The sequence below is a fragment of the uncultured Desulfobulbus sp. genome, from assembly GCF_963662935.2.
Lineage (GTDB): Bacteria > Desulfobacterota > Desulfobulbia > Desulfobulbales > Desulfobulbaceae > Desulfobulbus.
In genome coordinates this window covers 177,561-191,002 of the sequence record NZ_CAXXTL010000003.1, presented here as the reverse complement: position 1 = coordinate 191,002, position 13,442 = coordinate 177,561, and the positions used below count along the sequence as shown (strand labels likewise).

General features: G+C 55.8%; 8 protein-coding genes and 1 pseudogene. 4 read left to right on the top strand and 5 right to left on the bottom strand.

The features are described from left to right. Window positions 1–93: 93 nt before the first annotated feature. Window positions 94–2,136: a PAS domain S-box protein gene (locus tag ACHZCX_RS19615; protein WP_319588898.1), complete on the top strand. Its 2,043-nt coding sequence runs from the start codon at window positions 94–96 to the stop codon at window positions 2,134–2,136. Window positions 2,137–2,280: 144 nt separating this feature from the next. Here ACHZCX_RS19615 and ACHZCX_RS19610 read toward each other — a convergent pair whose 3' ends face one another. Together ACHZCX_RS19610 and ACHZCX_RS19605 are read right to left on the bottom strand one after the other, a co-directional pair. After that, complete coding sequence (locus ACHZCX_RS19610; RefSeq protein ID WP_319588897.1) at window positions 2,281–4,287, bottom strand: methyl-accepting chemotaxis protein; 2,007 nt, start codon at window positions 4,285–4,287, stop codon at window positions 2,281–2,283. A 167-nt stretch (window positions 4,288–4,454) separates the two neighbouring features. Then, window positions 4,455–5,024 (bottom strand): cache domain-containing protein, encoded by a 570-nt coding sequence (locus ACHZCX_RS19605; RefSeq protein WP_319588896.1) that lies wholly within the window; start codon window positions 5,022–5,024, stop codon window positions 4,455–4,457. Window positions 5,025–5,482: 458 nt separating this feature from the next. Here ACHZCX_RS19605 and ACHZCX_RS19600 point away from each other — a divergent pair, with 458 nt between their 5' ends. The 3 genes and pseudogenes from ACHZCX_RS19600 (at window position 5,483) to ndk (ending at window position 7,325) form a co-directional block, all read left to right on the top strand. Next, the gene (locus ACHZCX_RS19600) at window positions 5,483–6,643 is read left to right on the top strand and encodes an ABC transporter substrate-binding protein (protein ID WP_319588895.1); all 1,161 of its coding nucleotides are present in this window, start codon (window positions 5,483–5,485) and stop codon (window positions 6,641–6,643) included. Between the two features lie 103 nt (window positions 6,644–6,746). Continuing rightward, a pseudogene (locus ACHZCX_RS19595) lies at window positions 6,747–6,812 on the top strand (PilI type IV pilus biogenesis protein); the annotation flags it as partial. A gap of 96 nt (window positions 6,813–6,908) precedes the next feature. Beyond that, window positions 6,909–7,325 carry a nucleoside-diphosphate kinase gene (gene ndk, locus ACHZCX_RS19590; protein WP_319588894.1) on the top strand — a complete coding sequence of 139 codons (417 nt, stop codon included), beginning with the start codon at window positions 6,909–6,911 and terminating at the stop codon, window positions 7,323–7,325. Window positions 7,326–7,426: 101 nt separating this feature from the next. On the opposite strand, the gene ACHZCX_RS19585 is transcribed toward ndk, so the two are convergent. From ACHZCX_RS19585 to ACHZCX_RS19575, 3 genes are read right to left on the bottom strand one after another with little or no spacing between them, the layout of a single operon-like run. Continuing rightward, window positions 7,427–10,513 (bottom strand): efflux RND transporter permease subunit, encoded by a 3,087-nt coding sequence (locus tag ACHZCX_RS19585; protein ID WP_319588893.1) that lies wholly within the window; start codon window positions 10,511–10,513, stop codon window positions 7,427–7,429. After that, on the bottom strand, window positions 10,510–11,751 hold the full coding sequence (locus tag ACHZCX_RS19580) for an efflux RND transporter periplasmic adaptor subunit (protein ID WP_319588892.1): 1,242 nt from the start codon (window positions 11,749–11,751) through the stop codon (window positions 10,510–10,512). The genes ACHZCX_RS19585 and ACHZCX_RS19580 overlap by 4 nt, the downstream gene beginning before the upstream one ends. Next, the gene (locus ACHZCX_RS19575; RefSeq protein WP_319588891.1) at window positions 11,748–13,229 is read right to left on the bottom strand and encodes an efflux transporter outer membrane subunit; all 1,482 of its coding nucleotides are present in this window, start codon (window positions 13,227–13,229) and stop codon (window positions 11,748–11,750) included. Before ACHZCX_RS19575 ends, ACHZCX_RS19580 begins: the two co-directional genes overlap by 4 nt. Window positions 13,230–13,442: the final 213 nt, after the last annotated feature.

The window sequence follows — 13,442 nt, the reverse complement described above, 5'->3', positions numbered from 1 at the left end:
CCACACGTAGGGTCTTTCATGTGCCCTTGATCCGTCCTGTTCCATTGCTGGCGAAGCGGTGGAGTCTTGGAAGACCGTAAGAGGGAGTATATCTTGGCACCATCCAAATCGTCTCAGGAACTTGTGCTCAATACGCTGCTGTTCGCCGAGGAAACCCGACCCAGCAGCCGTTTGAGCGCAACCCTGACTGAATTGATCGATGTCATGGACATCGCCATGTGGGAGTTGGATTGCGAGTACCGGGTGATCGGGTTCAATCGCAAGGCCAAGGAGATCTACGGCGAATCAGCCCTCGGAAAGTTTTGCTATCAGGCTGCGGCCGGCATCGATGGGATCTGTGAAGATTGTCCGGCCCAGCAGGTCTTTGCGGGTCAGCCAAACGGCCGTTCGGAACGCAGTCGCAGACGCGTTGATGGAGAGATCATCTACATCGACCACATCGCTACCCCCGTCAAGGACGCAAACGGCGACATTACCGGGGTGTTGGTGTTGATCATCGATATCACCCGTCATAAACTCCAGGAGCAGGAGCTGATCTTCCACCGCAACGATTTTGAGCGGAAGGTGATCGAGCGGACCCGGGAGTTGGAGGAAAGCCAGGAGCGGTACCGGCAGCTCTATGAGGAGTCGAAGAAAAGCGAGGCCTTGTACCTCAGCCTGCTCAATGCCGCCGCCGATGCCATTGCCATCACCTCCTTTGATGGACTTGTCCGATATGTGAATCCCAGCTTCACCCGGCTTTTCGGCTGGCCGCTCGAAGAGCTGGCGGAACGGCTGTTGCCGTTTAGCATGGGGTTTGAATCCGATCCAAATTCCCGGGAATTTGGACTGCTCATGGTGGAAGGGCAGCCGATCTTGCATCTGCTTACCAAACGCCCAACCCGTGAGGGGGCGCTCCTTGACGTTTCCCTCAGCGTCGCTCGTTATGAGGATCACCTGGGCAAGCCGGCGGGAGTCATCTTCAGTTACCGCGATTTGACCGAGTCCAAGGCCCTGGAGTTGCAGCTCTATCGCGCGCAGAAATTCGAAGCTCTGGGGACGATGGCCGGCGGCATCGCCCACGATTTCAACAACCTCCTCATGGGCATTCAAGGCAGTGCCTCGTTGATGCTCATGGACCTGCAGAAAGGAGGCCCTGCGTTCAACCCGGAGAAGTTGAACAACATCGAAAAATATGTCAAGCAGGGCGGAGATTTAACCCGGCAACTCCTAACCCTGGCTAAGGGCAACCGCAGCGAGGTCAAGGCGGTCGATCTCAACGTGTTGCTGACCCGTTGCGCTGCCCTCTTCGGTCAGAGCAGGAGAGATATTGTCATTGAGAACCGGCTCCAGAAAGCGATCTGGCCAGTTGAGGTGGATGCCGGTCAGATTGAACAGGTTTTGCTCAATCTCTTTGTCAACGCCGCTCATGCCATGCCCGGAGGAGGGGAACTCCTGCTGTGCACGGAGAATGTCCTTCTCGACCGGCAAGTCACCGCCTTGCACAAGCGTTCAGCCGGCCGCTACGTCAAAATGACGGTCACAGACAATGGTTGCGGCATCGACCCGCACATTCTCGAGCAAATTTTCGACCCCTTTTTCACCACCAAGGGGCAGGATCAGGGAACTGGCCTGGGGTTGGCCACTGCCTACAGCATCATCAACAATCATGGCGGGATCATCCAAGCCGGCAATGCTCCGGAGGGCGGGGCACGGTTCACCTTGTTGTTGCCCATCTTTGAAGGGCGGGTAGGCCGGGAGAGGGGAGTGGTAGAGGAGTTCCTCCAGGGAACAGAAACGATTTTGCTTGTTGATGACGATGCAATGATCCTGCATCTCACCCGGGAGATGCTCCAGCGTCTGGGCTATACCATTCTCAGTGCTCCTTCCGGCGAGGAGGCTTTGCATCTCTATGGGGAACATCAAGGTGGGATTGACCTGGTGATTCTCGATATGATTATGCCGAGGATGGGGGGCGCCGAGCTCTTGCGGCGACTGACGGCAATCGATGGCAGCCTCAAGGTGCTTTTGTGCTCCGGTTATAATTTTTCAGATGACGCGGTTGAGGGGCTCGATCAGGTCCGCCGCGATTTTATCCAGAAGCCTTTCACGCTTCAGCTTCTTTCAACGAAAATTCGTCAACTGCTGGACGCCTAGTTCGACCGATTCGGGGAAGTATAAAAATACTTTTCCTCCATTCTCCCTGTGCTCCGCTCCACAATAAAAAAGGAGGCCTTCTTGGTCAAGAAGGCCTCCTTTTCTGTTTCTACAGGGGGGGGATCGATTGCCGGTCAAGGCCGGTCAGACTTTGAAACGATTGACCATGGCATTGAGTTCACTGGCCAATCGGGAGAGGTCAGTCGCACTTTGGTCCACCTGGGTGCTGTTCTGGGACATCTGGCCGGCGGCATCTTTAACCTCGCTGATTTCCTGGGCTATCTGGGAAGAAACCACAGAACCTTGGGAGACATTCTGATTGACCTCATTGATGCCCATCGAGGCCTGGCTGATATTGCTGGCTATCTCTCTGGTGGCTTCCGACTGTTCTTCCACTGCTCCGGCAATGGCGACGACGATCTGATTGACTTCGTTCACCACCTTGGTGATGGCGGTAATTTCATCCACCGTCCCCTTGGTCGAATGCTGGATGCCTTCCACTCGTTGTTTGATCTCATTGGTCGCTGATGCTGTCTGCCGTGCCAGTTCCTTGATTTCATTGGCAACCACGGCAAAGCCCTTGCCCGCCTCGCCGGCCCGGGCCGCTTCGATGGTGGCGTTGAGGGCCAGCAGATTCACCTGCTCAGAGATATCTGTAATGGTCTCAATAACCTTACCGATATCCTTGGCCGATTCGCCCAATTCACTGATCTGTATTGAGGCCTTTTCCGTCTGAGCAACGGCCCCAGAGGTAATCTTACTCGCTTTGTCCGCATTGTCAGCAATCTGGGTAATGGTGGAAGTCATTTCTTCGACCGCTGCGGCCACCATGCTGACATTACCGGAGGCCTCGCCCATGGCGGAGGCCATGGCGCTCATGTTGCCGCTCATTTCATCGCCGGCGGCGGCAACGGTGTTGGCCTTGTTGGATGTTTGATCAGCCCCGGAAGACATCTGTTTGGCAATGTCCAGCAACTGCCGGGAGGAGGTGCGGAGAAGCCCGGCATTTTGGGAGACATCCCGGATCACCACCTGAATTTTTTCGATGAAGACATTGAACCATTTGGCGAGTTCGCCCATCTCATCGTGCGATCTGACATCCAGCCGGTGGGTCAGGTCCCCTTCACCTTCTGCAATATCCTTGAGGCCGGCTACGACCTGATGCAGCGGTTTAGTGATGGCATTGACCAGGAAATAGGAGAGAGCAAGGAAGGCGGCTATGCCGATGGCCACGACGATGGCAATGGTCATAACTGCCGATCTGGTCTGGTTGATGATAATAGCATTGGTCAGGCTGACCGTGGTTTCCACCGGTTCAATAGCCTTTTTGCCGGCGTTATCGAGTTGTTTGGTGGCTTCTCGTTCCTTGAGTCCGAGTGCCTGAGACTGCTCGACCAGCTTGAGGAAGGACTGGGCTGCTCCCTTGATTTCCTTGGTATGGTCGATAGTCTTTGCTTTCTGGAGTGATATGGCGGTTTCCTGCAGGGCTGGGACGCTACTGTTGACAATGTTGTCGGTGATGGTCTTGAAGGTGGCAATTAGGGCTGTGTCACCGGAGAGCAGAAACTGGAATTGCACACTCTGGAGTTGGAGAAATCCTATTTTACAGTCGCGGGTGATATTGAGCATCTCGTTTTCCGTAGCGCTGAGCTCGGCACCCTCCATTTGCAGCTCTGCCTGCCGGCTTTCCAAGTCCGCCTGAATGATCGCTAGAATCTCCAGGGCGCGGTGGAGAGGCTGCATCATGTCCTTCTTCAGTTGTTCCTGTTGTCCGTGAGTTTTGACGACCTCGGCAAACATCTGTTGATATTGACTGACCAGCCCCTTGGCGGATGTGAGCTGTTTGGCGATTTCCTGGTCGCTGCTCTTCAGAGCGACCGCATCAAGGGCTTTGTTGGTGTCAAGGACCAGCTGCTCAAACTGCCCTTTGACCTCCCTGGAAAAGAACTGAAGATAGGTTTTCTCGGCGACCCGAGCGTCTTGAAGGTTGCTGATGAGCCGATTGAAGTCGGATTTGGTGGTATTGGCCTCACTGATATTCCCGTAATAATGAATTCCGGTCGCTACCAGGGCGAGGATGATGACGATCGTAAAGAGAACCAGTCCATAGAGTCTGGTTTTTATACTTGGAGCAAGGAGTGAAAAGGCCATGGTATATCCTGTCCGAATCTGAGGCTGAGTGAAACCCATGGAATCGCTACCCTATGGGTTTACAGGAAAAAAAAGACCGTTTTTACCAGCGCGGCAAACAAGAGACAACAAAGACCCGGTGTCGACCGGACGGCCTGACACCGGGGCTCAACGCATCTTTTGTTGCGTTATTTGACTTCCAGCTTGGCCATGGCGGCCGGATCGCCGTTGTAAATGCCGCAGCCAATAACGACATCGACGTTATCGGGCATGGTACATTTCTTGACGTAGGAAACTTTGCGAACGATGTCTTTGGTACCGGGAACCGGCCAGTAGTATTCAACCCATCCTTGTCCAGTCTCGTTGGCAACATTGTTCATGGCAACAAAGAATCGTTTGCCTTTCTCGTCTTTCAGGCCGATCAGCTCATTCCCTTCCATTTTGAACTTGATCGGATGCACGAGCATTTTGGTTTCTTTCAAGCTATGGATCCAGATATAGGTTCCCTCAAACAGGAAAGGGCTCCCTTTTCCCTTGAACTTGGGAAAGGCTGCCGGACCTTCTTTTTTCAGGAGAGTACAGGCTTCGTCGACCTTGGCGACAATGGTTTCTGGAGCAGTGGGGGTTTCTTTGGCGGTTGTTTTTACATAAGCTTCTGATTCAGCAGCTAGTTGTTCGGGTGATGTTTCGGCAAAACCGGGGGCAGCGAGCAGAGCCAAAATAAATGTACAGACCAGGGTATTGACAATTTTTTTCACAACAACCTCCTTGAAAGATGGACAGGAAGGGGCTTTCCCGTGACTCCACAGGAGAAAAAGCGGTAGCCGTCTTTTTTCTCCCCTTGTCTTCTGCCCGACCCTCGCCAAACAGACGGAAAAGCGTGTTAGAACCACTCTAAAATTTATATCAAAGCGAAGTGCTTAGAGTCAAGGCGACCAGGCATTTTTTGTAACAAATTGAAAAATAATATAATTTTAGAAATATGCGTCCTGGTTGCGGTATTCTTTTGATGTTGCTAGGGGCGGGTTTGAATCGTGCTCAGGGCCAATAAACGAACGGATCTTCACCTCCCAAGAAAATGCGGCTGCCCCCCCGACCGCCACCGGATGAAAAGGGGGGAAATGGGCAGTATTCGTTGACTATCCGAGGACTATTTGTCATAACAACGCAATTATTTTTTAGGCAGAGGTCTTTTTCAATACTAGTGGAGGAGCGAATGAACAAGGGAATGTGTACGCTGCGGATGGTGCGTTCCGCGTGCCTGTGTGTTTTGAGTCTGATGCTGATGACATCCTTTGCCCAGGCAGCCGCGATCAAGGTCGGCGCCATTCTGGCCGAGACCGGTCCGGCGGCCTTTCTCGGCGGCCCAGAGGTTCGGTCCCTCAACATGCTGGTCGATGAAATCAACGCCAAGGGCGGCATAAATGGCAAGACCATCGAGTTGATCGTCAAGGATTCCGGCGGCAGCCCGGAGAAAGCGGTATCCTTTGCCAAGCAACTGATCGAGGAGGATAAGGTCTTTGCCATCATCGGGCCGTCCACCAGCGGTGAGAGCCTCAATATCAAGAAAATTGCCGAGGACGGTAAGACCATTCTGATCTCCTGCTCCGCCGCCGAGGCGATCGTCACTCCGGCGACCCCGTATGTGTTCAAGACCGCACCGAGTGACAGTTATGCGGCTCAGCAGATTTTTATGACCATGCAGAAGAAGGGCATCAAGAAAATTGCGGTGCTGGCGGGTAATGATGGTTTCGGTAAAGCCGGCAAGGAGCAGCTGGCCAAGAATGCCCCCAATTACGGGATCACTATCGTGGCCGAAGAGGTCTATGACAAGAGCGCCACCGATCTTTCAGCTATTGTCGCCAAGTTGAAGGCCAATACGGAGATCGAGGCGGTGGTCAACTGGTCGATTGTTCCGGCCCAATCCATCTTGGCTAAGAACATCCGCCAGGCAGGGTGGGATGTGCCGATCTACCAGAGCCACGGTTTTGCCAATATTAAATACGCCGAGGCTGCCGGTGCTGCCGCCGAGGGCATTATTTTTCCGGCCAGCCGTCTGCTGGTGGCCGATGCCTTGCCCGCCGGGCCGCAGAAGGATTTTTTGCTGAAGTACCAAAAATCCTATGAATCCAAGTTTAACGAGAAGGTTTCGACTTTCGGCGGTCACACCTACGACGCCATGACCATCCTGGCCAAGGCCATCGCGGTAGGCGGAGAGGATCGGGAAAAGGTACGCACTGCCATTGAGAATACCACGGGATTGATCGGCACGGCCGGCACCTTCAACTTCTCGGCCACCGATCATGGTGGTTTGGGTTTGGATGCCTTTGCCATGCTTACCGTCAAGAACGGGCAGTTTGTCCTGCTGGATAAATAATCGCCATAGTTGTCCGCTCGCCGCTCGTCGCTAGCGGCCTCAGTTCTGAGGGATGGATTCGGTCAAGTCGGGTCCATCCCTTTTTATTTTCAGGATCTAGACCCGGTTCGTTTTCCGGCAAAAAAGAACGCCCGGTGGCTCTTGCCGTTGGGCCGGGTTCATGGTATAGCTCCCGCAAATTCGCAATAACCGCTTTCGTATTTAACCCGCAAAGCGCCCCCCCCCCCCATCCGAACAATACGTTGAGTAAGGAGAACGTTGAGCCATGGAACGAACATTTGCCATCATTAAACCCAATGCCTTCATCGCCGGTAATGCCGGGAAAATTATCACCCGTATCTCTGCTGAAGGGTTCAAGATCGTCGGCATGAAAAAACTCTATCTCAGCAAACGGGAAGCTGAAGGGTTCTATTATGTCCATAAGGAACGCCCTTTTTTTGGTGAGTTGACCGATTTTATGTCCAGCGGCCCCTGCATTGTCATGGTCCTCGAAGCTGACGGGGCGATTAAAAAATGGCGAGATCTGATGGGCGCCACCAATCCGGCCAACGCCGCTGAAGGGACTCTTCGCCGCGAGTTCGGCGATTCCCTGGAGGCTAACGCCACCCACGGTTCCGATGCCCCGGAAACCGCTGCCTTTGAGATGGGTTACTTTTTCTCCGGTCTCGAACTGCTGGTCTGATCGTTTCAGCCTGCGCGTTTACTTTCGTTGTTATAAAAAAGGCGATCCCTAGGGATCGCTTTTTTTGTTCCACTTCCTGAATGCATGGGGATGTTGTTTGCCTACCCAACCTCCTCAGCGGTCAAGTTGGCTGTTTTCCTCCCTCTGAGCCATTGCTGTACCTTCTCCATATACAAATAAAACACCGGTGTGACGTATAGGGTCAGCGTCTGGGAAAAGAGCAGGCCGCCGACTACCGTTAAACCCAACGGTTGCCGTGATTCCGCGCCGGCTCCAAGACCGAGGGCAATCGGAATGCCGGCCATCAGGGCGGCCATGGTGGTCATCATGATCGGCCGGAAACGAATGACGCAGGCCTCGTGGATTGCGTCATGGGCAGTCTTGCCCTCAGCCTGGGCGGCGATAGCAAAGTCGATCATCATAATGCCATTTTTCTTCACCAGACCAATCAGCATGATAATACCGACAAAGGCGTAGATCGACAGTTCGACCTTGAACAGCATCAGGGTGATCAGGGCGCCGAAACCGGCAAAGGGCAGGGCGGTGAGGATGGTCAGCGGATGGATAAAACTTTCGTAGAGAATGCCGAGCACAATATAAATAACGATGATCGCTAACCCCAGGAGCCAGCCCATGCTCGCCTGCGAGGCCTGAAACTGCTGGGCGTTGCCCTGAAAGGAGGCGGTGACACCGGAGGTCAGGAGAGTGTCAGCCCGTTGTTGCAGGTCGGTCAGGACCTGACCGAGGGCAAAACCGGGTTTGATATTGAAGGAGAGGGTGACCGAAGGCAATTGGCCCGAATGGTTGATGGAGAGCGGGCCGAGACCTTCGCGTAAGGTTGCCACGGTAGACAGGGGCACCAACCGCCCCTGGTCGGATCGGACATGAAGCAGGTCCAGGGCCGAGGCATCGTTCTGGAAGCGTTTTTGGAATTCGACAATGACGCTGTATTGGTCGTTGGCACCGAAAATGGTGGAAACGTCGCGGTCGCCATAGGCACTGTACAAGGTGTTTTCGATGCGTTCCGGCGAGACACCGAGCAACAACGCCCGATTGCGATCGATTGCCACATTGAGTTCCGGATTGTCCATCTGCAAATCGCTGGAGACATCGACCAGGGCGGGCAGGTCGAGCATCACCCGCTCGAGTTGGCGCGACACTGCATAGAGTTGATCGGTGTCGATACCCTGCAGGGTGAACTGGTAGAGACTGCGGGACCGGCGGCCGCCGATGGTGATCGGCAGCGGGTTAACCAGCATGGCGCGGATGCCCGGGATCTTGTTGAGTTTGGGGCGCAGTTCTTGGATAACCTCATCGGCGCTCAGGTCGCGCTCCGCTCGGGGTTTGAGAATCAACATCATGAACCCTGTGGTGTTGGCGCTGATCATGAACCGGTCGATATTCGGATTCTGCTGGGCTATGCGACCGAGTTGCATCAGGTGCTCCACCAGGTTGGACCAGGAAATGCCCTGGTCGGTCTGGGTGGAAACCATAATAAAGCCACGGTCTTCCGAGGGAATAAAACCCTTGGGGACAGCAACGAAGAGGTAGCCGGTAGCTGCAAGAATGACCAGGGAGACCAGCATGGTTATCCGTTTATAGCGGAGCACGGCAAGCAGGCTGCGATCGTACAGATGCACCACCCACTGGTAGCCGGCCTCGGTCAGTTGGTACAATCGGCCATGCTCAAGGTGCCCTCCCTCGCGGAGAAATCGGCTGCAGAGCATGGGCACCAGGGTCAGGCTGACAACGCCGCTGACCAGGACCGCTACACCGATAGTCACCGAAAATTCGCGAAACAACCGCCCCATCAGCCCGCCGAGGAAGAGCAGCGGAATAAAAATTGCCACCAGGGACAAGGTCATGGAGATGATGGTGAAGCCCACCTCGCGGGCCCCGTCAATGGCGGCTCGCATCCGGTCCTTGCCCATTTCCAGATGCCGGACGATATTTTCAAGGACAACGATCGAATCATCGACCACAAAGCCCACCGCCAGGGTCAGGGCCATGAGTGACATGTTGTTGAGGCTATAGCCCAGCAGATACATGACGGCAAAGGTGCCGATCACTGACATTGGCAGCGACAGGCTGGGAATGACCGTGGCGCTGAGGTTGCGGATGAAGAGAAAAATCACGAGCACCACCAGGGCCAGGGTCAGCAGCAGGGTGAACTGAATGTCCTCAACCGATTCCTTGATGGCCTTGCTGCCGTCGCGCAGCAGGTTCAGATGGATTGAGGCAGGTAGCCCCTCTGCTAGCTTGGGCAGAAGATTCTTGACTGCATCGGCTACCTCAATGGTGTTCATGCCGGGCTGCTTTTCGATGGCGAGAAAGATGGATTGGGCCTTGGTCGTGGGAGTGAAGAACCAGGCGCCCGATTGGTCATTCTCGACGCTGTCGATCACCGAGGCGACTTCTGTCAGCCGAATAGGCCGGTTGTTGCGTACCGCCACGATAATGTTTTTGTACTGTTCCGCCACCTTGAGTTCGCCGTTGGCCTGTAAAGTCAGGTTACGGTAGGGACCGATCAACTGGCCCATCGGCAGGGTGGTATTCTGGGTGCTGATCGCCTTGGAGACCTCGTCGGCATCAAGGTCGAAACCCTTGAGCGCCCGCGGGTCGAGTTGGACGCGGACCGCATATTTTTGGGTGCCACGGAGGGTGACCTGGGCAACGCCGTTGATCATCGACAACCGTTGGCTCATGGTCTGGCCGTACTGATCAAGCAAGGAGAGCGGCAGGGTCGGACTGCTGAGCGAGACGAACAGGATCGGGTCGACAGCGGGATTGGTTTTGCGGAACGAAGGCGGCGAAGGCATGGAATCGGGCAGGTTACGGGCCGCCAGCGAAATTGCTGTTTGTACGTCCTGGGCCGCAGCGTCGATATTGCGCTCCAGGGAAAATTGGAGGGTGATTTGAGTGCCGCCGGTGGTGCTCACCGAACTCATCGAATCAATTCCCGGGATGGTGGCGAACTGTTTTTCCAGGACCGTGGCCACGGTTGAAGCCACGGTATCCGGGCTGGCGCCGGGCAGGTTGGCATTGACCAGGATGGTCGGGTAATCGACGTTGGGCAGGTCGCTGATTGCCAGTTGCCGGTAGGCGATCAGGCCGAACAGCAGAATGCTGACCATCACCAGCACGGTCATGACCGGCCGACGGATAAAGAGATCGGAGGCGCCGGTCATTGTTTTCCTCGCTCCCCGTTGGCACCGGGTTCAGCCTCTTTGTCCCTGCCTTCGGTTTTGCCCTGCGCTGGCTGCCGCTCGGCTATTTTGACGCCCTCAGCCAATTGCAGCTGGCCGTCGGTCACCACGCGCTCTCCTTCCTTCAGCCCTTCCTCAATCAGGGTTTCGCCCTTGAAGAGCATACCGGGGGTCACCGGCCGGTAGGCAACAGTCTGATCTTCCTTGACGACATAAATATAGGCGCCGGTCTGTCCCGCCAGGATCGCTTGGGAGGGCACGACAATGCAGCCGATTCTGTCGGTCAGGTGAAGGCGGATATCAACCAATTGTCCGGGCCAGAGGCGCTTTTGGCTGTCGGAAAAACTGGCCTTGAGCCGGATTACACCGGTGGTCGGGTCCACGGTGTTGTCGATGAAAGCAAGTTTGCCGATGAGCGGCTCCGTGTCGGAAAGGGTGTTGTTTGCCGTTACTTGCAAGGCGCCTGCGGCCATGTAGCGGAAAATATCCTGGAGGTGCTGGCCGGGGACGGTGAAGGCGGCCAGGACCGGTTGGGTCTGGTTGAGGGTGACCATGGGGCCGTCGGCATTGGCCTTGATTAGGTTGCCCTGGTCGCTTTGGATCTCCCCGGTGCGGCCGGCGAACGGCGCCCGGATCGAACAGTATTCCAATTCCAACCGGGCATTGTCAACCGCCGCCTGATCGGATTTTACCGTGGCCGAAAAGGTCACAACTCTGGTGGCTGCCTGATCAGACTGTTCCACTGAGACATAGCCTTTTTGCGCGGCAAGGGCATAGCGGTCCGCCTCGCGACGGGCATTCTCCAGTTCGGCCTTGTCTTTAGCAAGACCGGCTTCGGCCTTGGCCAGGTTGGCGGCAAAAGGACGGGGGTCGATGGTGAACAGCAGTTCGCCGGCCTTGACCTCGTCGCCTTCCATGAAGTGCACAGTCTTAAGGAGACCGGTTACCTGGGACCGGATCTCCACAGTAGCCGAGGCCTCGACATGGCCGGTGGCATTGATCTCAACCGGCAGATTTTTTTTGGTAGCGCTAGCCACGCTTACCGCGACAGCGGGTTTCTTTTTAGGATCGCCTTTTCCCTCTCCTGCTTTGTCGGGTGAACAACCCGCGGAACTCAGGAAAAGAAAGAAGCAAACCAGCAGTCCCAAAGCCTGGGAGGGAAAAAAACGAGAAAAAAGCCGGGAACAGGGCCAGGGGGATGCATGCAACGAGGAGATCATGGAACATTCCTTGCCGGGGTTCTATATTCCGGGCTGTTGGTGCCGGGCATGGCGGCTGGGGTAAGGGGCTGGTTCTGCCAGCCACCACCTAGCGCCTTGTACAGGGCGATCATATTGAGGGCCAGGCGTTGATCGCTTTGTGCGAGTTTATCCTGGGATTGATAGAGGGCATTTTCGCTTTGCAGGATATTGAGAAAGGTAGTGATTCCGGCCTTGTACTGGCCCCGGGCAATGACCACAGCCCGCTCACTAGCACGCACGGCCTCTCCAAGCATTTTTTGGGTTGCCCGTTCCCGGTCAAGGGAAACGAGTCCGTTTTCCGCTTCGGCCAGGGCGGAAAGGACCGTTTTTTCATAGGTCACCTGGGCGCGCTCGCGACGAGCCTCGCTGATTTCGAGAGTGGCCCTGGCCGTGCCGCCATCGAACAACGGCCACCGGACCGCTGGGCCAACTGACCAGAAGCGGCTGCCCTTGGTGATGAGCGTGTCAAGGGAGAGGCTCTGTGCGCCGATCAGGGCGGAAAGGGAAAAGCGGGGAAATAACTCGGCCGTAGCAACGCCCACAGTGGCAGTGGCAGCGGCCAACTGGCGCTCGGCGCTGCGGATGTCGGGCCGCTGCCGGAGGAGTTCCGAGGGCAGGACGGCCGGGAGTTGCGGTGGGACCGGCGGGGTTGGCGTTGGCGTTATCAGTTCCGCTTTCAAGGTGTGCGGTTGCTGGCCAAGGAGAAGGGCCAACTGATGCATCGCCTGGATGGCGCTGCTGTCGAGAGCCGGGATCTGAGCGGTTGTCTGGGCCAACAGGGTTTCGGCCTGGGCAACTTCCAGTTCGCCACCTAGCCCAATCTGGAATTTATTTCGGACCAGCTCCACGGTCTGTTCCTGGGTCCGGCTGTTTTCTCGAGCAATGGCCAACCGATGCTGGCTGGCTCGCAGTTCCAGGTAACTCCGTGCAACTTCGGCGGCAAGCGAGACAAAAACATCTCGCTTGTCTTCCACCGTGGCCGCGAGGTAGGCCTCGGCCGCCTCAACCTGCCGCCGGTTACCGCCAAAGACATCGATCTCCCAGCCGGCGTCAAAATTCGCCTGGAACAGATCCTGGGTTTGGCCACCGGAACTCACATGTTCGCTGCGGCGACTGTTGATGGCGCTGGCGCCGATATCAAGGGAGGGGAGCCCCCCCGCAACCGCAATGCCCCGTTGGGCCCTGGCTTCGCGGATGCGGGTCTCGGCTATCTTGATATCGGGGTTGGCGGTCACGGCTCTGGTGATCAGCGAATCCAAAACCGGGTCTTTGAACTGGGCCCACCATCGGTGGAGAGCCGTCTCGTTCTCTTCCCTGACTTGTTGGGAAGCTTCACTCCACCGGGCAGGCATCTCGGGTTTGGGTTCCTGGTAATCAGGACCGACCGGAGAACAGGCGGTAAGGAGCGTCAGTCCCCATGCCAGCACCATGAATGCCGGGCGGCATCTGTTATTCATAGCGGCTTTCATTGGACGTTCCCCGAATGGCAGGTGAAGGAGGAAGAAGGAGGAGGGCAGGACACGGCTTGGAGTTTGTCATGTGAAGAGAAAAATTCTTAGTGCTGTTGCAATATCTGGCCGCATAAGCCGCAACAATATAAAAAAGGCGATGGTTTCACAACAGAATCCTTGATGATGCTGCCAAGAACGACCGAAGCGTAACCGGTTTCC